The 21,552-nt window shown below is 70.0% G+C and carries 19 protein-coding genes and 1 pseudogene; 9 read left to right on the top strand and 11 right to left on the bottom strand.

Annotation, left to right across the window (positions count from 1 at the left end):
• Positions 1 to 5: 5 nt before the first annotated feature.
• A complete protein-coding gene (locus IEY95_RS02575; protein WP_189184145.1) occupies positions 6 to 785 on the bottom strand; it encodes a GlxA family transcriptional regulator in 780 nt (259 codons plus the stop codon).
• A gap of 232 nt (positions 786 to 1,017) precedes the next feature.
• Between IEY95_RS02575 and IEY95_RS02570 the strand changes: the two genes are divergently transcribed.
• The gene (locus tag IEY95_RS02570; protein ID WP_189184144.1) at positions 1,018 to 1,719 is read left to right on the top strand and encodes a hypothetical protein; all 702 of its coding nucleotides are present in this window, start codon (positions 1,018 to 1,020) and stop codon (positions 1,717 to 1,719) included.
• 132 nt (positions 1,720 to 1,851) lie between these two features.
• Positions 1,852 to 2,475: a sigma-70 family RNA polymerase sigma factor gene (locus IEY95_RS02565; RefSeq protein ID WP_229702518.1), complete on the top strand. Its 624-nt coding sequence runs from the start codon at positions 1,852 to 1,854 to the stop codon at positions 2,473 to 2,475.
• A gap of 150 nt (positions 2,476 to 2,625) precedes the next feature.
• Here IEY95_RS02565 and IEY95_RS02560 read toward each other — a convergent pair whose 3' ends face one another.
• Positions 2,626 to 3,705 carry an NADH:flavin oxidoreductase/NADH oxidase gene (locus IEY95_RS02560; protein WP_189184142.1) on the bottom strand — a complete coding sequence of 360 codons (1,080 nt, stop codon included), beginning with the start codon at positions 3,703 to 3,705 and terminating at the stop codon, positions 2,626 to 2,628.
• A 119-nt stretch (positions 3,706 to 3,824) separates the two neighbouring features.
• Between IEY95_RS02560 and IEY95_RS02555 the strand changes: the two genes are divergently transcribed.
• Positions 3,825 to 4,184, top strand: a complete 360-nt coding sequence (locus IEY95_RS02555) for an ArsR/SmtB family transcription factor (RefSeq protein ID WP_189184141.1) — start codon at positions 3,825 to 3,827, stop codon at positions 4,182 to 4,184.
• On the opposite strand, the gene IEY95_RS02550 is transcribed toward IEY95_RS02555, so the two are convergent.
• On the bottom strand, positions 4,176 to 5,531 hold the full coding sequence (locus IEY95_RS02550) for a nucleobase:cation symporter-2 family protein (protein ID WP_189184140.1): 1,356 nt from the start codon (positions 5,529 to 5,531) through the stop codon (positions 4,176 to 4,178). The genes IEY95_RS02555 and IEY95_RS02550 overlap by 9 nt on opposite strands.
• A 129-nt stretch (positions 5,532 to 5,660) precedes the next feature.
• Positions 5,661 to 7,049, bottom strand: coding sequence for an FAD-dependent oxidoreductase (locus IEY95_RS02545; protein WP_189184139.1), 1,389 nt, complete (start codon positions 7,047 to 7,049; stop codon positions 5,661 to 5,663).
• A gap of 187 nt (positions 7,050 to 7,236) precedes the next feature.
• On the opposite strand from IEY95_RS02545, the pseudogene IEY95_RS48645 reads away from it, so the two are divergent.
• Positions 7,237 to 7,557: pseudogene (locus tag IEY95_RS48645) on the top strand (DUF6214 family protein); the annotation flags it as partial.
• Between the two features lie 26 nt (positions 7,558 to 7,583).
• On the opposite strand, the gene IEY95_RS02535 reads toward IEY95_RS48645, so the two are convergent.
• Entirely contained in the window at positions 7,584 to 8,234 is a 651-nt protein-coding gene (locus IEY95_RS02535) for a DUF305 domain-containing protein (protein WP_189184137.1), read from the bottom strand.
• 193 nt (positions 8,235 to 8,427) lie between these two features.
• Between IEY95_RS02535 and IEY95_RS02530 the strand changes: the two genes are divergently transcribed.
• Positions 8,428 to 9,930 (top strand): LVIVD repeat-containing protein, encoded by a 1,503-nt coding sequence (locus IEY95_RS02530; RefSeq protein WP_189184136.1) that lies wholly within the window; start codon positions 8,428 to 8,430, stop codon positions 9,928 to 9,930.
• A 21-nt stretch (positions 9,931 to 9,951) separates the two neighbouring features.
• On the opposite strand, the gene IEY95_RS02525 is transcribed toward IEY95_RS02530, so the two are convergent.
• A complete protein-coding gene (locus IEY95_RS02525) occupies positions 9,952 to 10,686 on the bottom strand; it encodes a TetR/AcrR family transcriptional regulator (RefSeq protein ID WP_189184135.1) in 735 nt (244 codons plus the stop codon).
• Positions 10,687 to 10,922: 236 nt separating this feature from the next.
• Here IEY95_RS02525 and IEY95_RS02520 point away from each other — a divergent pair, with 236 nt between their 5' ends.
• The gene (locus IEY95_RS02520; protein WP_189184134.1) at positions 10,923 to 11,168 is read left to right on the top strand and encodes a DUF2630 family protein; all 246 of its coding nucleotides are present in this window, start codon (positions 10,923 to 10,925) and stop codon (positions 11,166 to 11,168) included.
• A 15-nt stretch (positions 11,169 to 11,183) separates the two neighbouring features.
• On the opposite strand, the gene IEY95_RS02515 is transcribed toward IEY95_RS02520, so the two are convergent.
• The 4 genes from IEY95_RS02515 to IEY95_RS02500 form a co-directional block, all read right to left on the bottom strand.
• Positions 11,184 to 11,882: an HAD family hydrolase gene (locus IEY95_RS02515; RefSeq protein WP_189184133.1), complete on the bottom strand. Its 699-nt coding sequence runs from the start codon at positions 11,880 to 11,882 to the stop codon at positions 11,184 to 11,186.
• A 33-nt stretch (positions 11,883 to 11,915) separates the two neighbouring features.
• A complete protein-coding gene (locus tag IEY95_RS02510) occupies positions 11,916 to 12,608 on the bottom strand; it encodes a phosphatase PAP2 family protein (RefSeq protein WP_189184132.1) in 693 nt (230 codons plus the stop codon).
• A 306-nt stretch (positions 12,609 to 12,914) separates the two neighbouring features.
• Positions 12,915 to 13,850 carry a M56 family metallopeptidase gene (locus tag IEY95_RS02505; protein WP_189184131.1) on the bottom strand — a complete coding sequence of 312 codons (936 nt, stop codon included), beginning with the start codon at positions 13,848 to 13,850 and terminating at the stop codon, positions 12,915 to 12,917.
• Positions 13,851 to 13,982: 132 nt separating this feature from the next.
• The gene (locus IEY95_RS02500; protein ID WP_189184130.1) at positions 13,983 to 14,540 is read right to left on the bottom strand and encodes a DUF5134 domain-containing protein; all 558 of its coding nucleotides are present in this window, start codon (positions 14,538 to 14,540) and stop codon (positions 13,983 to 13,985) included.
• A gap of 180 nt (positions 14,541 to 14,720) precedes the next feature.
• On the opposite strand from IEY95_RS02500, the gene IEY95_RS02495 reads away from it, so the two are divergent.
• From IEY95_RS02495 to IEY95_RS02485, 3 genes are all read left to right on the top strand, one after another.
• Positions 14,721 to 16,364 (top strand): FUSC family protein, encoded by a 1,644-nt coding sequence (locus tag IEY95_RS02495; protein ID WP_189184129.1) that lies wholly within the window; start codon positions 14,721 to 14,723, stop codon positions 16,362 to 16,364.
• Positions 16,361 to 17,080, top strand: coding sequence for a MarR family winged helix-turn-helix transcriptional regulator (locus IEY95_RS02490; RefSeq protein WP_229702517.1), 720 nt, complete (start codon positions 16,361 to 16,363; stop codon positions 17,078 to 17,080). Before IEY95_RS02495 ends, IEY95_RS02490 begins: the two co-directional genes overlap by 4 nt.
• A 63-nt stretch (positions 17,081 to 17,143) precedes the next feature.
• Positions 17,144 to 19,738: a cellulosome protein gene (locus IEY95_RS02485; RefSeq protein WP_189184128.1), complete on the top strand. Its 2,595-nt coding sequence runs from the start codon at positions 17,144 to 17,146 to the stop codon at positions 19,736 to 19,738.
• 435 nt (positions 19,739 to 20,173) lie between these two features.
• Here the strand turns inward: IEY95_RS02485 and IEY95_RS02480 are convergent, their stop codons facing one another.
• Complete coding sequence (locus IEY95_RS02480; RefSeq protein ID WP_189184127.1) at positions 20,174 to 21,436, bottom strand: DUF418 domain-containing protein; 1,263 nt, start codon at positions 21,434 to 21,436, stop codon at positions 20,174 to 20,176.
• Positions 21,437 to 21,552 lie beyond the last annotated feature (116 nt).

The following is a 21,552-nucleotide window of genomic DNA, read 5'->3' as shown; positions in this document are numbered from 1 at the left end:
CCTCGTCACCCACAGCTGGGACCGGCGCGGAATCGACGTCGATATTCCGTCGGCGTCGTGTTGAGTTTCCGGCGGAACGCTCGGATGAGGGTGTCGGGCGTGCCGAACCCGCAGGTGGACGCGATGCGTTCCAGCGTGGCCTCAGTGGATTCGAGTTGGTTGCGCGCCATTTCCACGCGGGCTGATTCGATGTAGGAACTCGGAGTCGTGCCGAGTTCGGTTCTGAAGATCCGGGTGAGTTGTCGCTCGCTGACGTGGGCGTGGCCGGCGAGGTCCGCGACGCTGAGTTTTCCGCCGAGGTTCCGCATGACGTAGTGGCGGAGATCTTCGACCAGTGGGTGCTCGGCGGCAAGCTGTTGGGCGGTCGACCAGTGAGTGGTGGCGCGTTTGCCGTCGAGCAGTCCTGCGGCGGCGAGGATGTGGGCTCCGACGCACACGGATGTGACTCGTCGTGTCCTGTCGGCGAGGGTCTTCACCCGACCGACCACTGCGGGGTCGGTGAGGGCGTGTACACGGCGATGGCCGTCGACTTCGACCGAGCCGGGCACCAGCAGGGTGTCGATGCTTCTCGTGGACGCCTCGTAGAAGGTGATGTCGGGGAGGACACGTACCCCCGCGGAGGTGGTGACGGGGTCCAAGGTCTCTGCGGCGAGGACGACGTGATAGCCCGTCGCGTCATGCGTCTCTCGCCGCACGAGGGAGAACACTTCCGGTGGTCTGGTGACGTCGAGCAGGTCGACGCCCTCGAAGAGGACGATGACGATGAGTCGTTCGACGGTGCTCATGTGGGCTCCGCGCGGTCGGCAACGGCGATGTCCGGATCTGCATGTGAGACGACATTGCCGACACTCTCTGACGGCCCGTAGGTTTCTGTGTGCAGCTCACCGCGCGGAAATCGCCCTGAGTTCCAGCCCTGTTCAGTGATGTGGATCACGGGTTCGTGCTTGACGGGACGCCCGGCGGTTTTCCGTACCCACTCATGGCGACCGAACCTCGGATGCAAGGATGAGCGACGTCATGACTGCTGGGTGGTGTTGTCGCACGGTACGAGCCGCGATGTTCGCGGCCGTCTGTGTGCTGCTTGCCGCCCTCGGGCACGTGATGATGTCCGACTCTTCCGTGGCCTGGTGGGCGTTGGCCGGTGGAGCTCTGGCCGCGTGCGGCGTGGGCTGGTGCCTGGCCGGCCGCGAGCGCGGGCTTCCGCTGATCGTGTCCGTGGTGGTGGTCGCCCAGGGGGCGCTCCACTCGGCGTTCTCGCTGGCGCAGTCGGCGAGTTCGAGCTCGGGCTCGATGGACATGGGTGTCCTGTCGACGGGCTCCATGGGGCACGACATGGGCTCCCCAGGACATGACATCGGCTCCATGCGCATGGACTCCATGGATATGGCGCACATGGGCCGCATGGGCTCGGACGGTATGGCTTACCCGGGATCCGATGCCGGCGGCATGTCCTCGTCCGGCATGCTCGCCGCCCACTTGCTCGCCGCGTTGCTGTGCGGCCTCTGGCTCGCGTACGGCGAGCGCGCCGCCTTCCGCATCCTGCGGGCCCTGGCCGGCCGGCTCGCCGCGCCACTGCGGCTGCTGCTCGCGCTGCCCACGCCACCGCACCGTCCGCGTCTCCGCGCGCGCCGCGGCTCCTCGGACCGCGCGCCGCAGCGCCTTCTCCTCGTTCACGCGATCACTTCTCGGGGTCCGCCCGTGGGGACCGCTGTCGCCTGAGACAGCCGGTTCCCCGAAGCGCCTGGGCGCGCTTCGGGCATCGGCCGTACCTCCCCGTACGGCCGTACCTCGCACCGGACCACCGCGCTCTCGCGCCGGTCCGGATCACGGATGACCCGAGAAGGACACCTGGTGATCACTTCTACCCTGCCCGTTTCGCGCGCCACAAGCGAGAAGAGCGAGCACACGGCATCGATCGACGCGTCGATAACCGCCTGGGCGCTGGCCGCCCGTGGCGGCGACCCGGATGCCGTCGAACGCTTCGTGCGCGCCCTGCACCGCGACGTCGTGCGCTACGTCGCCCATCTGTCCGCGGATCCTCAGGCCGCCGACGACCTGGCCCAGGACACGTTCCTGCGGGCGCTCGCCGGCCTGCATCGATTCGAGGGGCGTTCGTCGGCCCGCGCGTGGCTGTTGTCCATCGCACGCCGTGCGGTGATCGACAGCTTCCGGCACGCAGCCGCCCGGCCGCGGCTGAGCGACACCCGCGACTGGCAGGTGACCGTGGAGCTCGCCCAGCCCTGCGACCTGCCCGGCTTCGACGACGGCATCGCGCTCCTCGACCTGCTGGCCGCCCTGCCCGACGACCGGCGTGAGGCGTTCGTCCTCACCCAGGTGATGGGGCTGCCCTACGCGGAGGCCGCCGAGGTCAGCGACTGTCCTATCGGGACCGTCCGCTCCCGCGTGGCGCGCGCCCGGGCGACTCTGGTCGCCCTGCTCGCCGAGGCCGAGGCGCCGACCGCGCCGGCCGCCTGACAGGGGCCCCTGACAGGAAGGGTGCCGGTGTTCGCCTCACGTGCGGAACACCGGCACCCTTTCGTCGGCACTCGGTCCACGTCCAACTCCCGGGAACCCCACTTCGAGATCCCGATCCCCGAGGGCCGGCGGCCGCCGGGCGAAGATCCCCTACACGGACCGGTGGTACTGGTCCGGCACGTGCACGTCGCCTCCGAGTTCACGGGCCGCGAGACGTGCGAAGGACGGATTGCGGAGCAGCTCGCGGCCCAGCAGTACCGCGTCTGCCTCCCCGTTGGCGAGGATCTTCTCGGCCTGCTCGGCGTCGGTGATGAGTCCGACGGCGGCGACGGGCAGCGAGGTCTCGCTCTTCACGCGGGCGGCGAAGGGGACTTGGTAGCCGGGGCCGACGGGGATGCGTACGCCGGAGGCGTTGCCGCCGGTGGAGACGTCCAGCAGGTCCACACCGTGCCGGTGCAGTTCGCCGGCGAAACGGACGGTGTCGTCGGCGGTCCAGCCGTCTGCCTCCAGCCAGTCGGTGGCGGAGACGCGGAAGAAGAGCGGCTTGTCGTCGGGCCAGATCTCCCGCACGGCGTCGACGACTTCGAGGGCGAAGCGGGTGCGGTTCTCGTAGGAGCCGCCGTAGGCGTCGGTGCGGTGGTTGGAGTGCGGGGAGAGGAACTCGTTGATCAGGTAGCCGTGGGCGCCGTGGATCTCGACGATCTCGAAGCCCGCCGCGAGCGCGCGGCGGGCCGCGTCCGCGAACTGCCCGACGATTTCCTGGATTTCGGCGACGGTCAGTTCGGTGGGAACGGGGTGCCGGTCGTCGAAGGGCAGTGCGCTCGGGGCCAGTGACTGCCAGCCGTACGCGTCTGGGCCGACCGGTGCACCACCCTTCCAGGGACGATCCGTCGAGGCCTTGCGGCCGGCGTGCGCGAGCTGGATCGCCGGCACCGTGCCCTGCGCCGTCAGGAAGCGGGTGATGCGGCGGAACGCCTCGACCTGGGTGTCGTTCCACATGCCGAGGTCGTACGGGGAGATCCGGGCCTCGGGGGACACGGCGGTCGCCTCGACGATGATCAGGCCGGTTCCGCCGGTCGCGCGGGCAGCGTAGTGGGCGAAGTGCCAGTCGTGCGGGGCGCCCACCGACGGCCCCTCGTCGGCGGCCGAGTACTGGCACATCGGAGGCATCCACACCCGGTTAGGGATCGTGACATCACGCAGGGTGTAGGGCTCGAAGAGCGCGCTCACGGCGGACTCCATTCGTCGCGGGGCCGGTGTACGCCTTGTACGATAGACATCGTAGTACGTCGAGTGTCAAACTACGAGAGGACTCGTACAATGAAGCTCCCGGAAGAAGTGGAGCCACCGTGACGACCGCCGCCTCCGCCGCCAGTGGCCGAGATCTGCCGCACCCCGCGCGGGAAGAGATCCGGCTGGAATCGGTGCTGCACGCGCTCTCCGACCCCATGCGCCTCCAGGTCGTGCGAGAGCTCGCCGCCGAGAGCGACGAGCTCTCCTGTTCGCATTTCGACCTGCCGGTCACCAAGTCCACGACCACGCACCACTTCCGGGTGCTGCGCGAGAGCGGAGTGATCCGGCAGATCTACCGGGGTACGGCAAAGATGAACGCCCTGCGCTCGGACGACCTTGACGACCTCTTCCCCGGCCTTCTCGACAGCGTCCTCGGCGCCGCCGCCCGCCAGGCCGCCCGCCTGGGCTCAGGCTGAAGCCGCGCCGGCCTTCGCTTCGGCGGCGGCGTCGGTCGAACTCGCCTTCCCCGGCAGGTGGTTGAAGAGCAGATTCAGGACGATCGCGGTCAGGCAGCCCGCGCTGATCCCGCTGTTCATCACCGTCTGGAACCAGTCGGGGAACTTCTCGTAAATCGTCGGCACCCCGACCGGCAGCATCCCCACCGCGACCGAAACGGCCACCACCGTCAGGTTGTCGTTGCCCTTGAAGTCCACCTCGGAAAGGGTGCGCAGACCGCTCGCGGCGACCGTTCCGAACATCACCAGACCCGCGCCGCCCAGCACCGGCGCCGGGATCGCCGCGACCACCGCGCCGAGCTTGGGCAGCAGGCCGAGCAGCACGAGGATGCCGCCCGCCGCGGCGACCACCCAGCGGCTGCGCACCCGGGTCATGCCCACGAGGCCCACGTTCTGCGCGAACGCCGTGTACGGGAATGTGTTGAACACGCCGCCGAGGACCGTCGACAGACCGTCGGCGCGCAGACCGTCCGCGAGCGTACGCGGCCGGATGGGCCGGTCGGTCATCTTGCCCACCGCGATGAAGTCACCGGTCGTCTCGGTCATCGTCACCAGCGCCACGACCAGCATCGAGATGATCGCGGAGGCGTGGAACGACGGCGTCCCGAAGTGGAACGGCGTGCTGATCCCGACCCAGTCGGCATCCCCGACCCCGTCGAAGTCCGTGAACCCGAAGGGGACGGCGACCGCGAGACCCACGGCGATCCCGATCAGCACCGCGATCCGGCTCAGGAAGGCCGGCGCGAACCGCTGCACACCCAGCACCACGGCCAGTACGAAGGCCGCGAGCGCCAGGTTCTTCGGCTCGCCGAAGTCCTTCGCGCCCACGCCGCCGGCCGCCCAATTGCCCGCCACCGGCAGCAGCGAGACGCCGATGATCAGAATGACCGTGCCGGTGACGAGCGGCGGGAAGAAGCGGAGCAGCTTCCCGAAGACCGGGGCGAGCAGGATGATCGCGAGGCCCGCGACGATCACCGACCCGTAGATCGCGGGCAGTCCGCCGCCCGTCGTGCCGATGAGCACCATCGGCGACACGGCCGCGAAGGTGCAGCCCTGCATGATCGGCAGCCGCACTCCGAAACGCCAGAAGCCCACGCACTGGATCAGCGTCGCGATCCCGCACACCAGCAGATCCGCGGTGATCAGATACGCCAGGTCGGCGGGAGACAGCTTCATCGCACCGCCCACGATCAGTGGCACGGCCACCGCGCCCGCGTACATCGCGAGTACGTGCTGCGGCCCGAAGGCGGCCAGTTGGCGTACGGGTGGGACCTCGTCGACGGGATGCACGGGTGCTGCGGTCGCCATGGGCACTCCTGGGGCGGCGGGTGGGGACGGACGGTTCAACAGCACGAGACCGTAAGGGCCTTGAACAGTTTGTTGATTTCTGGTGTGTTGCCGTCAGGTGTCATGCCCACTGGAGGCCGCGCGACTCTGCTACGAAGCCGCCGTCCGCGCCGCGGCCAGCAGCGACTCCCAGTCCGGAAGCTTGACCACGCCACGGCCGAACGAGGCCCCGAGTTCCGCCTCGGCCCGCTCGATCTCCTGCCATCCGGCCCACTCGACCGGGCGGACCCCCTCCGCCCGCAGCGCCGCGAGCGGATCCTCGGGCACGTCTCGTTGCACGAGGCCGGCGGCGTCCTCGAGCAGTGAGGTCACCGTCTCCTTCGCGCACGGCCGGTTGGTGCCGATGACGCCCGTCGGGCCGCGCTTGATCCAGCCCGCCACATACTCGCCCGGGGAGATCGCGCCGTCCCGCAGGATCCGCCCCGCGACATTCGGCACCGTTCCGCGGTCGGCATCGAAGGGCAGCCCTTCCAGCGGCACCCCGCGATAGCCGACCGAGCGCAGCACCAACTGCGCCTCGATCTCCTCGTACCGTCCCGTGCCCGTCACCCCGCCCTGCCCGTCCGGCACCGTCCGCTCGAAGCGGACCGCACCCACACGGCCTCCCCCAAGCTCTCGGTTTCGATCGAGCAGGGAGGTACCCGCATCGGGGAGCAGCTCGACGGGCCGCAGGAAGAAGCGCAGCCGGATCCGGCGCGGACGGCCCTGCGGCGGCGCGGCGGCCCATCCCCGCAGCACCTCCACATTGCGGCGCTGGGCGGCGGGCAGGTCCGACGGGTCCAGATACGCCGGATCGAGGGCCAACTCCTCCGGGTCCACCACGACGTCGGTGTCCGGGAGCGTGCCCAGCTCGCGCAGCTCCTTGGTGGTGAAACGGGCCTGCGAAGGGCCGCGCCGCCCGACCATGCTGATCTCCGTCACCTTGCTCTCGGCCAGCGCCGTGAGCGCCGCCTGCGGCATGTCGGTGGGGCTCAGCTCCGCCGCGCCGCGGGCCAGCATCCGGGTCACGTCGACGGCCACGTTCCCGACGCCGATGACCACGGCCGACCGTGCGCCGAGGACGAATCCGTCGGTCACGGAGTCGGGGTGCGCGCTGTACCAGGACACGAACTCGGTGGCCGACCAGCTGCCGGGCAGGTCCTCGCCGGGCACGGAGAGGTGGCGGTCGGTGGCGGCGCCCACGCAGTAGACCACCGCGTGGTACAGCTCCCGCAGCCGGGCCACCGGCACTCCGCCCGGGCCGACCTGGACGCCGCCGAGGAACCGCACCCGGTCGTCCTCGAGGACCGCGCGCAGATTGTTCTGCAGCGACTTGATCTTCTCGTGGTCGGGCGCCACGCCGTAACGCACCAGGCCGTACGGGCATGGCAGCCGGTCCAGGACGTCCACCCGGACCCCGGGCTCCTGACTCTGCTGGACGAGACTCTGTGCGCTGTAGACCCCGCTGGGTCCCGAGCCTACGACGGCGACATGCAGCACGGCCGAACTCCTTACCCGAGGGGACCACGGAGAACGCTGACAGGAGATCGCTGTTGGTTCCAGCATCGCACCGCCGAAGCTCCGCTGACAGGGTGCGGTGCGCGACGCGCGGGCGTGTGTCCGTTCCTGTGAAATGTGATCATGCGATTGCGTTCTGTATGTACGGGAGGACCTTTGTCGATCGAGGACGATCGAGGACGTGCGGGCTCAGCCGCCGCTCTCCCTCGACGACCTCACGGTGCGCGCCGACTGGATCGAGGAACCGCTCGCCGGGGCGTTCGGCGCGTCGAACGCCCCGTCGAACGAACCGGAGGAAGCACCGGCGCGCCGTGCCCGGCCCCCCGTGGCCGCGCGGTGTCGAGGGGCGGTGGCTGGTCGCCGAGGAGTACCGCGCGGCGCGCGACGACGGTGCCCACCCGGTGCTCGCGGTCATGAGCGCCACCGGTCACAGCCGCGCACATCCCTCGGGCTGATCGCCGAGGCGCGCGACGCGGGGTTGCCGGCCCCCCTGATGCCGGCTGGTGAGCAGGGTGGTTACGCCATCTCGCGCATCCGCGTGATCTCGCTCGTCTGCTGCGCGATCACGTCGTCGGCCATCTCCTCGATCTGGATGTTGTTGCCCTGTGCCTTCACGTCCGTGGCCATGGTGATGGCTCCGTCGTGATGCGTGATCATCAGCTTCAGGAAGAGTTCGTCGAACACCTTGCCCTTCGCCGCGCGCAACTTTCCGAGCTGGGCCTTTGTCGCCATGCCGGGCATCGTCCCGTGCTTGTGCTCCGTGCCGGCCTGCCCGTCGCCGTGAGCCTTCAGCCAGCTCTTCATGGTGGTGATCTCCGGGCCCTGCGCGGCCGCGATCCGCGCGGCGAGCCGCTTCACCTGGCCCGACTCGGCCTGTTTCGGGGCGAGTTCGGTCATTTCCAGGGCCTGTGCGTGGTGCTCGATCATCATCCGCGCGTACGCGAAGTCCGCCGAGTTGGGGGAGTCGTCGTCGGCCCGCTGCTTCGCGGCGTCCTGCGCGGAGAGTGTTTCGGCCGCCTCGCCGGGTTTGCCGGGTGCGATCACCGAAGGCCCGCTCGCCTTCCCGGACTTGGTCTCGGAGTCGGAGTCACAGCCCCCGAGCGCGAGCGCGGCGACCAACAGTGACACCGCGACCAGGGATGCACGGGCCGTACGGCGAACAAGCACAGCGACCTCCTGTGGCACACGAACGGGCGGACACCTCAAGGGTGTTGATGACCGTCCTAGCACGCTTCCGCACGTGACTGATCAAAATCATTCATTACGAGTACGTTGCCATCTGTTGATCTCCCGATGGGTCGGACGATACTTCAGGGGTCCGTGAACCGTTCAACTGCGAACGGCTACAAGGGAGAACACAGTGATCCTGTTGAACAACCCCCGAACGCGGCGCAGACGCCTGGGAGTTGCCGCGGCCGCGGCCGGACTCCTGGCCGCACTGCTCACGGCCGGCCCGGCGGCCGCGACCCCCGACCCCGGGGACAGTCCCGCCACGCGGGAGCAGGTCTCCAAGAGCGACGCCGCCGAGGCGAAGGCCGCGGTGGCGAGTGGGGAGATACCGGGGACGGACGAGATCGTCCACTCCGACAACATCGAACACCTCGCCAATGTCCCCAAGGAGGCGTTCACCGGCCTCAATTCGGACCTGGCCTTCCAGGGCAAGTACGCGTTCGCCGGCAACTACGACGGCTTCCGCATCTTCGACATCAGCAACCCGAAGGCGCCCACGACGGTCGCGCAGGTGCTCTGCCCGGGCTCTCAGAACGACGTCTCGGTCTCCGGCAACCTGCTCTTCCTGTCCACCGACTCCTCGCGCAGCGACAACTCCTGCAAGAGCACCTCGCAGCCCGCGACCGAGAAGTCGTCGTGGGAGGGCATGAAGATCTTCGACATCAGCGACAAGGCGAACCCGAAGTACGTCGCCGCCGTCGAGACCGCCTGCGGCTCGCACACCCACTCGCTGGTGCCCGAGCGCAACAACGTCTACATCTACGTCTCCTCGTACTCGCCGAGCGCCACCTTCCCCGACTGCCAGCCGCCGCACGACGGCATCTCGGTCATCAAGGTGCCGCGCAACGCCCCCGAAGAGGCGGCCGTCGTGAACTTCCCGGTGCTGTTCCCGGGCGAGGGACCGGACGGCGGCGGCAACCCGGGCGCGCCGACCAACCCGGGCGTCTCCAAGACCACCGGCTGCCACGACATCACGGTCCTGCCGTCCAAGGACCTGGCCGCGGGCGCCTGCATGGGCGACGGCATCCTGTTCTCCATCAAGGATCCGGAGCACCCGAAGGTTATCGACCAGGTCGAGGACAACGTGAACTTCGCGTTCTGGCACTCGGCAACCTTCAACCAGAAGGCCAACAAGGTCGTGTTCACCGATGAGTTGGGTGGCGGCGGTGCGGCCACCTGCAACGCGGCGATCGGGCCGAACCGCGGTGCCGACGGCATCTACGACATCGTTGGCAAGGGCGACAACCGCAAGCTCGTCTTCAAGAGCTACTACAAGATTCCCCGTCATCAGGCGGACACCGAGAACTGCGTGGCCCACAACGGCTCGCTGATTCCGGTCAAGGACAAGGACCTCATGGTCCAGGCCTGGTACCAGGGCGGCGTCTCCGTCTGGGACTTCACCGACTCGGCCAACCCGAAGGAGATCGCCTACTTCGAGCGCGGCCCGCTGTCCACCGCCACCCTGCAGATCGGCGGCTCGTGGTCGGCGTACTACTACAACGGCTACATCTACTCGAACGACATCGCCAAGGGCTTCGACGTACTGAAGCTCAGCGACCGGCGCACGGATCCGGCGAAGCGGGTCCATCTGCGTGAGCTCAACGTCCAGACGCAGCCGGACTACTTCGACTGACCGCCGGGCCGATCGGACTGGTCAACCGGGCCGATCGGACTGACCGTCGGACTGTTTGGGCAGATCGCGCTGATCGGCCGTCCGATCGGGCTGATCGTCGGTCGGGCGGTCGGTCGCGAAGAATCGTGACAGATCCGTTTCACACGTCCCGCCGGGCACCTCGGTGTCCGGCGGGACACCCATCTCCCAGTCGAGTCGATAGCGCTTGAACAGCTCGGCCCGCAGCGTCGGGATCGGCATCGGCACGCCGGGCACCAGGGCCGCGTACACCGCGCCCATCAGCACCGCGCGCAGCATCGGGTAGTCGGTGGCGGCGTCCGGCGAGCCGTGTCCGGCGACGGTGTCCCGCAGCAACTGCGCCAGTCGCTGCTGCTCCGGGCACTGCACGAACCCCTCGGCCTGCAGCAGCCCGGCCATGTGCTGGCGCATCAGCACGGGCTGGCTCCGGGCGAGCCCCAGAATCGCGTCGATGGCCCGCGCCATCCGCTCCCGGCCGTCCTCGGTACGCGGCTCGCGCTCCAGCGCCTCCTCCAGCGTGCGGTGCATCAGCCGGTGCACGGCGGACTGCAGCAGCTGACGTTTGCCGGGAAAGTAGTACGACACCAGTCCACGCGCCGATCCGGCGCGATCCGCGATGTCGCCGAGCGTCGTCGCCTCATAACCGCGCTCGCTCACCAGCTCCACCGCGGCCTGCAAAAGCCGCTCTCGGGAACGCCGCCGCAACTCTTCATTGACCGAGGCGCTGCGCGGGGACATGCTGTAACTCCTGCGTTGACTGGCTGCCAGCCAACTATACTCAACGCGTTCGGGCCGAGACCCTTCGAGGGTCGGCTTCGGGCTGCCGTCTACCCTGGGCGACGCGGGGGATCGTCCAGGGTGGGCGTGCAAAGCCGCGGATGGTGTGCTGAGGCTACTTTCGCCGGCCGGTACGTCTCGCAGAGCCGCAGCGTCCTCCTTACAGTGGGCTGGAGTCCCCGAGGAGGCGTACGGACATGGATCAAGAGCAGATCCTGGCCAGGATCACGGCGATGGTGGACGACGAGCGACGACTGCGCGACGCCCTCACATCCGGGCAGATCGACAGTGAGACCGAACAAGAGCGGCTGGGACAGCTGGAGCGTGAGCTCGACCAGTGCTGGGACCTGCTGCGCCAGCGGCGCGCGAAGTCCGAGTTCGGTGAGAACCCGGACGAGGCGCGCGTCCGTCCGTCGTCGCAGGTCGAGGACTATCAGAGCTGAGAGCGTGCAGGGGCGTCAGCCGATCAGGTCGAGGACCGGTCGCAGTCCCTCCGGGCGGCGCGTCACCGGCAGGTGGTCCACGAAGTGCACCCCGCACCCCAGGGCCGCCGCACCGCCGTCCGCCCGGCGGTCGTCACCGACCATCAGCGTGTCCTCGGGGGCGACCCCGAGAGCGTCGCAGGCGGCCCTGAACAGCCGAGGGTCCGGCTTCTGGATGCCGTGCTCGTACGACAGGACGTACGCGCCGACGTACGGGTCGAGGCCGTGCTCGCGGAAGACGGGTCGCAGATCCCAGCCGATGTTGCTGACGACACCGACCGCGACGCCGCGCTCGCGCAGGGTGCCCAGCACGTCGGCAGCGTCGGGGTAGGGGCTCCAGGCGGCCGGTGCCATATGGCGCTCGTACAGCGCGTCGTGGAGCCGAGGGTCCGGCAGCGGAACCCGGCGGGCGGCGCCGGTGTACGCGGCCCGGTGCAGCTCGGCGGACTTGTCGCGGACCTTCCACACCTCGGCGAGGTCGTCCGGCAGCGGTTGTGACGGAAAGGCGCCGCCCGGCAGCGCGCCGGCGGCCTCCAGGGCACGTGCCGCTCGGATCAACTCCCCTTCAGGAAGAGTGAGTTCGGCCTCGGCGAGCACCGCGCGCAGCCATGATTCGGTGGACTCGATACGGAAGAGGGTTCCGGAGAAGTCGAAGAGTACGCCTTTGACCGTCATGAGGGTGATCTTTCGCGGCATGGCTCTGGCGGGTCAAGGGCGCAGTGACCCGCGCGGGTCGAGCCGGCCCGGGCCGGGCCATCGCTCGTACGAGGCCACCGCCAGCGCGACGATCATGGCGCCGATGAGCCAGCCGCCCACGACGTCCGACGGCCAGTGCACGCCGAGCCAGACACGTGACAGACCGACGCCCACGACGGATACCACGGCCAGCACGAGCCCCGTGCGCCGCAGGGCGAGTCCGGCGCCGTACAGGTGGAGCAGCCAGAGCAGCAGCCCGCACACCACCGTGGCTGTCAGGGCGTGGCCGGAGGGGAAGGCCGCGTAGCGGGCGGAGTCCACGGGGTCGGTCCAGACCGGGCGCTCACGGCCGAGCGCCGACTTCAGTCCCTGCTGCACTCCTGTGCCCAGCGCACATGTGGCCGCCACCCATAGGGCGAGCCACCATGCCGAGTGGATCCACACCAGCCAGACCACGGCGGCAGCGCACACCGCGCGCATCGTCCAGGGGTCCCACACCCAGTCCGTCAGGATCCGGAACGCATGGGTGACACCGGGTTGGTCGACCGCCCAGGTGTGTGTGGTGCGGGCGATGTCGCCGTCGAGGGTGAGCAGCGGGTGCCAGGAGAACGCGACCAGCAGGACGAGCAGCACGGACGGCGCGGCGAGAGCCGCCGCAACGAGGGCCGAGACGCGCGGACCCGGGGTGTGGGGCGGGGAGTGCATGGGTGCGATCTTCGCCGACTCGATGCGCGGGAGGCGAACCTCGCGGCACCGGACCTGGTGGCGGACGGGGCCCTGCCGTCACTCCCACGAGCGCACGGAAGGGGCCGTGTGTCATCCCCCAGGCACCCGCGGCCGCGAACGCACGGGAGGGGCCGTGCCGGTACATCGAATGCCCGTCACTTACGTCCGGATCTGGAAACGGCTCCTGGTAGGCCAACGTCTGATCCACCGGCGACGGGCGGATGTACCGGCACGGCCCCGACCCACCCACCGGCAGCAGGCGGGCGCCGCGGACCGCAGTGGCGGCTACCCCAGCGCCCGCAACCCCGGCACGAAGGCCACCAGCAGCGGGATCACCGGCACCAGCGCGGCCGCCGCCGTCAGGCGCAGCCGCCGGGCCGCCGTGAGCCGGTCCGGGGGAGTGAGGAGGCGGTTGACGCGCTGCGGGAGATGGGCGTCCGGGGTGGGGCTGGGGCCGAACACGCCCCGGTCCTCGTTGAGTTCCACCAGCGCGAGGGCGATGGTGAGGCGGCCGAAGCGGCGCGAGGCCATGTCGTCGGCGGCGAGTTCGACCAGGCGGTGCATCTCGCCGCGGAACGCGGCGAACACGGGCACCTGGGGAAAGCCGGTGGCCAGCGCGGCCGAACAGTGCAGCAGCCAGTCGTGCCGGGCCCGCGCGTGCCCCTGCTCATGGGCGAGTACGGCATCCAGCTGACGTCCCTTGAGGCGGCGCAACGCGGCCGTGGTGATGACGAGTTGGGGTGCCGCACCCGGCAGCCACCAGGCATCCGGACGTTCGCCCTCCAGGACCACCAGCCGATCAGGTCCGGGCTCCTCGCCCGGCAACAGCGGGGCACGTACGAGGAGTTCGGTCCGCCGCTGCCGACGGCGCGCCCGGGCCCGTACGACTTCGCGAGCCAGCATCGCCGCGGTCCACGCGCCACCGCACGCGAGCGCCACGGCGGTCGTCGCCGCCCAAGTGCCGCCCGTGCTGAGCGCGTAGGCGTCCACGACCGAACGGGGCGCCGAGCCGAACACATGGCCGCGCACCGCCACCCACGCCGCGGCCGCGCTCAGCGTCATCGACAGCACACAGCACAGCAGAACGGCCGCCACCACGCACTGCCACACCCACAGAGCGACCACCGGTTCACGGTCCGGCCAGTCCGCCCGGGCGAGCAGCCGCGGAGCGGCCACGGCGGCCAGGGCGCCGAGCAGCAACAGTGCCGCGGGGACCATCATGGGGTGAAGCCTATGAGCGGTGCGTCGCCCCTGGATACGGGCTGCGACGCCAAGTGACGTACGCCACGGTTTCGTAAAGCGCCACGGCTCGCATGCGTGCCGCCGCACGCCTCGAATCCGTGCGGCCCGGTCTCAGAGCGTGACCAGCATCGCCAGCATCGCTATCCCCATGGACAGGCGGCAAGCCTGTGAGAGTTCGGTGCGGTCGCCCCAGCCGAGAGTGCGGGGGGTTCCGGGTGCGGCGGTGGCCAAGGGGAGCAGGCGGACGCCGGAGCGGAGGACGTAGCCGGTGAAGTACAGGAGGAGCGCGCCGGTCAGCAGGGGGATTCCGGAGCCGCCGTGGTGGTGTCCCGGGGAGGCGGCCATCACGCCCGCCATGTAGACCATCGCGACGGCGCCCATCAGGTGATGCAGGTGGTGCGGGCTCGTGCGGGACGCCCACCGGGACGCCCACAGGGTGCGTACGGCGGTGGCGCCGAAGACGGCGGCGTAGGCGAGCCAGGCCCAGCGTGGCGGGGTGACCACCGCCGCGGGCAAGGCCATCGCGGCCATGCCGAAGCCCATGAGCGCCTCGCCGCCCGCGGTGCGCCGCTGTTCCTCCACGGGGCTGCGCATCCGCAGCAGGCAGTAGGCCCCGGTCGCCGCGCACAGCACCACGAGCAGCCAGCCGGGCGAAGCCGGTCCATGCACGGCGTACCTCCCCGCTCGACGACGTCGGACATCGGGACAGTCGCTCAGGGCATGCCCGGGGTGGCCGGTGCGCAAGCGAGCGCAAGGGTGTACGCGGGGGAGCGTGCGGGGGTGCATCGCAGGTGGGGAATGTGATCCGCCAGATACTTTATGAGTAAAACACCTGTTAAGGTTATGGGTATGAGTAGTGCGCCCAGTCCTATGCCCCCACGTGTGCAGCGCCTCCCGCTGACCGGTGTGCTGCGTCTCGGCCGGCCCTCCGACATCTGGTTCAAGCCCGCGCTGAGCGCCGTCGTCGCGATGGCTCCGCCGAATCTGACGCTCCTGGCGCTCGGCCGACTGGACCTGGCGATGTACACGATGGCCGGGTCGCTCTGCGCGCTGTACGCCCACAACCGTCCGTACGCGGCCCGGGCCCGCGTCCTCGTCCGGGTCGTGCTCGGCATGCTCGGTGGTCTCGCCGTCGCTCTCGTCACGGCCTCGCTCACCACGGACGCCGTCGTACTGGTCACGGTCGGTGCTCTCCTCGCCGCCGTCCAGAAGGTGCTGTGCGACGCCACGCGCATCGGTCCGCCCGGCCATGTGGTCCTCGCCTTCATCTCCTCCGCGTCCCTGTTCGCACCGCAGACCCTCGGCCAGGTGCCGGGCCATCTCGCGCTCGGCGCCGCGGCCGGAGCCTGGGCCTGGATCGTCGGCATGGCCCCCGGGCTCGTCCGCCCGCACGGGCCGGAGCGGCGCGCCACCGCGCACGCCCTGAAGGCCGCGGCGGTCTACGTCGAGGCGCCGGGGAACGCACGCGCCCGGGCCGCCGCTGCCGCCGCCGTGCACGGTGCCTGGCAGTCGCTGCTGTCCACCGGAGTCCGCTCCGAGCCCCGGCGCGCCCTCGAACGGCTCGTCGTGCGTGCCGAGGTCGCGCTCGCCGCGCCCGCCGACACGGAGCCCGACCGGCTGCGCGGATGGGCCCGCGAGCTGCGCGGCACCGGACCCGTGCCGCGCCCGGACGACCTCACGGACACCGCCGACGAACTCCTCGGCGTGGACGCCGCGCTCGCCTTCGGTGAACGGCCGCTGCTGCGCCGGCTCGGCCCTCTCGCACCCATCGCCCTGCGCACCGCGCTCGGCTGCGCCCTCGCCGGCTATGTCTCGCTCGCGCTGGGCGTCGGCCGCCCCTACTGGGCGCTGGTCACCGCCGCCTCGCTCTACCAGGCCAACGTCACCCTGACCTGGAGCCGTGGCGTGCAGCGCGTCGTCGGCAACCTCGTCGGCGTAGTGGTCTTCGCGGCGGTCGCCCCGCTCGCCCACCTCAGTCAGACGGTCCTCGTGCTCTGCTGCCTCGCCTTCAACTTCGGTGCCGAGGCGCTGATCGGCCGCAACTACTGGCTCGGCAGCATCTGTGTGACCCCGATGGCCCTGCTGATCACCGAGTTCGCACGGGTCCAGCAGCCCGGCGAGCTGATCACCGACCGCGTCGTGGACACCCTCGTGGGCGCCCTCGTCGGCTTCGTCGCCGCGATCGCCGTCACCAACCGGCGGGCCGGCGACCGCATCGAGCGTGCCCTCTCCACGGTGGAGCACGCCCGCGACCGCGCCGACGCGACGCTGGCCGAAAAGCGTCCGGAGTCCGGCGCCCTGGAGTCCGCCCGACGCGACCTGGCGGCCGCCGTCGTCGACCTGCGCGCCACGGCCGACGCCGCGGCCGGCGAATGGTGGCAGCGCGCCCTGCCGGAAGAGCGGGTCATGCGGGCCGAGCAGGCCGGACACCGTACGCTCGCGGCGACGGTACGACGGCAGGGACTGCACTCCGTGGAGGGCGCACAGGCATGACGACAGCGGATGGGCGGGCGGAGGCGGACGGCATCTCCGCCGGGCGGGGCGAGACGGAGGGTGCCTCTGCCGGGCGGGCGGAGACGGACGCCACCCGGCCCGGACGGGACGGGGCGGAGAGCGCCCCCGCCGGGCGGCCGGAGGCGGACGTCGCCTCGGCCGGGCGGGTCGAGAACGAGAGCGCCCCCGCCGGACGGACCGCGCCCGGAGACACCGTGGCCGCCGTCGTGCGCCAGTGGCAGACGGTGCGTCCCGACCTCGACACCGGGCCCATGGAGGTCATCGGCCGCGTCAACCGTTGCGCCGCGCTCCTGCAGCAGGCCGAGGACGCCCCGCTGCGCCGGGCCGGGCTCACCCGGCCCGAGTTCGACGTCCTCGGCACCCTGCGGCGCACCGGAAACGAGCTGACGCCCAGTGAGATCGCCCGCGAGACCTTCTCCTCCGGCGCCGCCGTCACCAAGCGGCTCAAGCAGCTGACCGAGCGCGGCCTGGTCGAGCGGCGCGGTGACACCCGTGACCGCCGGGTCGCGCACGTCCGGCTCACCGACGAGGGACGTGAACTCGTCGACCGCATCCTCCCCGAGCAACTCGCCTACGAGACGACGGTCCTGGCCGGGATCGACGACGGCCGCCGACGCGAACTGGCCGAGCTGCTGGGCGAGTTGCTCGGCCAGTTGGAAGGCCGACTGGGACTGCCGCGGTTTACGCACCGTTGACATGAGGTGAGCGCCACTCCTACGTTCGGGCGGACCGGTTCGGCACTCCGGCCGATGTACAGCATGTCGAACACGTGGGGTCTTGAAGGACATCGAGGCCTCGGGGAGGGAGACGGAGTGACGCTCACCATCGACCTGGGGACCGACACCGGGCCCTTCCACGGCGGCGCGAGCGGCACTCTCTACGGCCTGTACGGCGACGGCGTACCCAGCCGCAACGTCGTCGAGGGCATGTACGTCCGCACGGTCTCCACCAAGGCCCAGGACGGTATTCAGCATCCCGGTGCCGACGCGCTGGACATCCTGCCTTCCTTCGTCGACTGCGGTGGCAGGGACGTCTACGTCTACTTGGCCGACATCTACCGCGGCTTCCCCTATCAGTGGCCCGGTGCCACGGGCGAGGAGCGGCTTGCCGGCTTCATGACGCTGATCGAGCATCAGGTCAGGCGGGTGTCGGCGACGGGTGACTACAAGTCCCATATCGTGTATGTGCCGTTCAACGAACCCGAAGGCAACATGTTCGGCACGGAGGAGTGGAGCTTCAACCGGATCTCCTGGCGCACCGACCCGCGGCATTACTTCGCCGCCTGGAAGGACGCCGTCCAGCTCATCAAGCGCCTCGACCCGGACGCGCGCGTCGCGGGCCCCAACACCAGCATTCTGTACGAAGAGGTCAAGGGCTTCCTGGAGTTCGCCAAAGCCCGCGACGTGCTCCCCGACGTGATCACCTGGCACGAGCTGTCCACCCCCGATGCGATGCGCACCAACGTCGCCAAGTACCGTTGCATGGAACGTGAGTTGGGGATCGGCCCGCTTCCCGTGAACATCAACGAGTACGCGCACAACTACCACTTGTCCGTGCCGGGCCAGATCGTCCAGTGGATCTCCGCCATCGAGGAGTCGAAGATCGACGCCGACATGGCGTACTGGAACATCGACGGCAACCTCAACGACTCGGCGGTCGAGGCGAACAAGGGCAACGGTCAGTGGTGGCTGTTCAACGCCTACGGCCGGATGACCGGTCACACGGTGCGGGTGACCGCGCCCCGCGCCCATGTCCAGTACAGCCTCCAGGGCATCGCCACGCTCGACTGTGACAAACGGCAGGCCCGGCTGCTGTTCGGCGGTGAAAGCGGCGCCGCGGACGTGGTCTTCGCCCAGGTCCCGGCCGAGGTCTTCGGCCGCACGGTGCATGTGCGGCTCCACGAGATCCCCTGGACCGGACAAGTCGGAGCGTCCGCCCAGCCGTTGCGGCTCCAGGACCGCGAATTGCCCGTGGTGGACGGGAAGGCGACCCTGTCGCTGACAGACCTCCACGAGATGTCCGCCTACGAGGTCATCCTCTCGCCCGGTGGCCGGGGCGCCGTTCCCGTACCGCCGTCGGTGGGCTGGCGGGCGACGTACGCTGCCGAGAACGCCACGTACACGGGCGGCGGTTACTCGAGGAACGGTCCCGAGGGTTCGCCCTCGGCCGTCGAGAAGTTCGCCTCCTCCGGCACCTACCACATCGGCGGTCTGCGCACCGGTTCGGACGGAGTCCTCGCTTTCGCCGTCGAGGTCCCCCAGGACGGGACGTACGACCTGAGCGTCTTCGCCAACTCGTACAACCTCGACGACCTGGTCAGAGAGCAGGGCCCGACCACCGTCTTTCTGCGTGTCGACGGGGCAGACCCGCAGGAGCTGCGGCTTCCGCTCGGCTACAAGTGGGCGGTGTGGGGCCACACCGACACCCGGGTGCGGCTGACCGCCGGCAAGCACACGATCACGCTCGCCGCGCGGGACCCCGACCTCGGCGTCACCAAGGGCGACGCGGTCGTCGACAAGCTCGATCTGGCACTGCGGGACGAGAGGGTGACGGCTCCCGCGCTGTACGAGGCCGAGTACGCGGTGCTCGGCGGCGGCGCGCACGTGAGCCATGCCCACCGCGGGGCCTCGGGTCCGGGTGCCGCCGTGCTGCCCCACGGAGGCACCGCCACGTTCTGGGTGCACGCGACGGCCGACGGCGAGGCGACCGTGACGGTGGAGCAACTGGGCGACGGCGAGGGCATGGTGACCGTCAACGGGGAGGAGGTGGGGCGGCTCGGCCGGATTCCGCTGTTCCTGGTCGGCGGCATCAACAAGGTGACGGTCACGGCGACTTCCAGCCGGCTCGTCCTGGACCGACTGCTGGTGGCACCAGGAGAGGGGCACCTGCGGACGATCGTGTACGGAGCCGAGGACGGCACCGTGACGGGGAAAGCGAAGGTGACCGACGCGCACACGTTCGCCACCGGCGGGAAGGCGGTCGACGGCATCGGCGAGGGAGCCGCCAACGCACTCACCCTCACCGTGGTGACCGCGCACACCGGGCGGTACGCCCTCACCATCCGCTACTCCAACGGCGAGCAGGCCCCCGCGACCCACTACAACCCGGACCCGGTCTGCCGCCACGCGGAGATCTCCGTCAATGGAGAACCGGCGCGCCGAGTCCTGTTCCCCACCACCTTTCATTTCAACGACTTCCGCGACCTCACCGTCCCGGTGACGCTGAAGGAGGGGGCCAACACCCTCACCTTCACGAACCGGAACCAGAAGCAGGACGAACACCGGCAGCGCTCCGCACACGCCCCCGTCATCGACCGGGTGGCGGTGACACCACTGGCCCGACACCCATCCTGAGGCCCGGCTTCCGGGGCTGCCCAAGACCACCCCGCGCTACGCCCTCTGCGACGCGGTAGCTGTGTCCGCAGTCGACGGACTGTCCCGTGCCGCGTATGCCGCCTTCCGGCGCATCGGAGCTCCGACGAGGACAGGCGCACCCCGCTCGTCGAGACGGTCGGCCTGCGTGGAGAGAGCCGGAGAAGACAGGCAACGCCACCAAGCAGGTATCCGGGTATCCGCCGGACATGGCAGGGGTGGAAGGGTTGACGGTAGGGAAAGATCACGCGGCAAGGCCGGGAGGGTGCTGGCGCGACCTCCCACTGTGAACTGTCTGGGCGGTGGCCTCGTGCATGCAGCGGGCCCGCTCGATGACTGAGCCAGGCCCGCTTACGCGCTGCTGGTGTTCATGCTTCCGTTGCGGGACGCATCCCACATGCCGGCACCGCATCCGCCTTATTTGATGTTCCGTGCCGGTTGGGTGGCGATGTGGAGAAGTTGCTCCAAGGGGCCGCGCCGAAACAGTCGGGTCCACACAGTCGCAAGGAGCGTGGCGGCTGCGATGAAGCCGAACAGCACCGTCAGGGCGGACAGGGTCTGCCCCTCGAGCGCGGCCACGTACCAGACATCGCTGAAGAACCACAGCGCGACGATGTGCAGGACGTAGCCGGTCAGCGCTGTCATACCGACCGCGGCAACGGGTCCGGTCAGGCGCGTGAGGCGCGGCATCCGTTCGGCGACGGTCAGGCACGCAGCGACGACGCAGAGGGCGACTCCGGTGTTGCCGGCGATGGAGAAGGTCGTCTGGCTGTGCGGTGCGGCCACCAGCAACCAGACGAGGGGGGTGTGGCCCTTGGGTTCGCCGACGGTGTCGGACCACCAGGCAGACGATGCCGAGCCGCCGCCCGTGGCGGAGGCGACGGCGGAAAGAGCGTGGGGGACCAGGCGCAGGGCAAGCCATGAGCCGCCGTAGCCCAGCAGGACGAGCGCCCCGCCGACGAGCGAGAGCCGGGATCGAGTGCCCGTCCGAGTGAGGTCCAGACGGGCCACCGCCATGCCCGCGATCAGGAACGGGATCCAGGTGAGCACCGGATACTCGCCGGTGAACAAGAGCTCGATGATGCCGTCCGTGCCGTTGATCAGGGCCAACGGGTCACGAGCGGTGACGGCGTCCGCCCAGTTCCCGCCCTCGATGGACGTTCTGATCACGTACAAGATTTGGGGCAGGATCAGTGCACTTACGGCAGCGATGAGGGCGAGCGTCCCTGCCCGCAGTCGGTACAGCGGGAGGACGGTCAGGAAGAGCAGCCCGTAGAAGCTGAGGATCACGTCGACGTCGGTGTCCAGGGCGGTCAACGCGTAACCGAGCGCCAGCAGGACGATGGCGCGGATCGCGATCCTGACCACTGCTTGACGGCCTGCGCGCCCGGTACGGGGGTGCGGGCGGCCGGTGATGACGACCAGGGAGAAGCCGGCGAGCAGTGCGAAGAGGGCGGCGGAGCGACCACGCGCCGTCTCCAGCAGGAACCCCACTGGGCCGCCGACCGTCACGTCGGGCCCGACGTGGGCGGAGTACATACCGAATACCGCGAGTCCGCGAGCCAGGTCGATACCGATCAGCCGCCCCGCCGAGGACCTGACGGCGGGGACCGGGAAACGGTCACCCTCAAGTGACGGTGACACGTCTGTCGGCTCGAAGAAGAGTGTTTGCTGGGTCATGCCTCATGTGTTGACCGGCGACCCGCCCAAGCCACCCCGGCGGCCTTCCGAAGGCACCCCTCCGCCCGGCCGAAGCCACCCCTGCCGACCGGCCAAGGCAACCCTTGCCAACCGGC

The organism is Streptomyces albiflavescens (genome assembly GCF_014645835.1).
Classification (GTDB): Bacteria; Actinomycetota; Actinomycetes; order Streptomycetales; family Streptomycetaceae; genus Streptomyces; species Streptomyces albiflavescens.
This window is presented reverse-complemented; position numbering and strand designations above follow the sequence as displayed.

What these genes read in the sequence shown, in the direction of transcription:
- IEY95_RS02575 (WP_189184145.1), bottom strand. Translation starts at nt 785, where the DNA reads ATGAGCACCGTCGAACGACTCATCGTCATCGTCCTCTTCGAGGGCGTC.
- IEY95_RS02570 (WP_189184144.1), top strand. Translation starts at nt 1,018, where the DNA reads ATGACTGCTGGGTGGTGTTGTCGCACGGTACGAGCCGCGATGTTCGCG.
- IEY95_RS02550 (WP_189184140.1), bottom strand. Translation starts at nt 5,531, where the DNA reads ATGGCGACCGCAGCACCCGTGCATCCCGTCGACGAGGTCCCACCCGTA.
- IEY95_RS02525 (WP_189184135.1), bottom strand. Translation starts at nt 10,686, where the DNA reads ATGTCCCCGCGCAGCGCCTCGGTCAATGAAGAGTTGCGGCGGCGTTCC.
- IEY95_RS02520 (WP_189184134.1), top strand. Translation starts at nt 10,923, where the DNA reads ATGGATCAAGAGCAGATCCTGGCCAGGATCACGGCGATGGTGGACGAC.
- IEY95_RS02515 (WP_189184133.1), bottom strand. Translation starts at nt 11,882, where the DNA reads ATGACGGTCAAAGGCGTACTCTTCGACTTCTCCGGAACCCTCTTCCGT.
- IEY95_RS02510 (WP_189184132.1), bottom strand. Translation starts at nt 12,608, where the DNA reads ATGCACTCCCCGCCCCACACCCCGGGTCCGCGCGTCTCGGCCCTCGTT.
- IEY95_RS02505 (WP_189184131.1), bottom strand. Translation starts at nt 13,850, where the DNA reads ATGATGGTCCCCGCGGCACTGTTGCTGCTCGGCGCCCTGGCCGCCGTG.
- IEY95_RS02495 (WP_189184129.1), top strand. Translation starts at nt 14,721, where the DNA reads ATGAGTAGTGCGCCCAGTCCTATGCCCCCACGTGTGCAGCGCCTCCCG.
- IEY95_RS02490 (WP_229702517.1), top strand. Translation starts at nt 16,361, where the DNA reads ATGACGACAGCGGATGGGCGGGCGGAGGCGGACGGCATCTCCGCCGGG.
- IEY95_RS02485 (WP_189184128.1), top strand. Translation starts at nt 17,144, where the DNA reads ATGTCGAACACGTGGGGTCTTGAAGGACATCGAGGCCTCGGGGAGGGA.
- IEY95_RS02480 (WP_189184127.1), bottom strand. Translation starts at nt 21,436, where the DNA reads ATGACCCAGCAAACACTCTTCTTCGAGCCGACAGACGTGTCACCGTCA.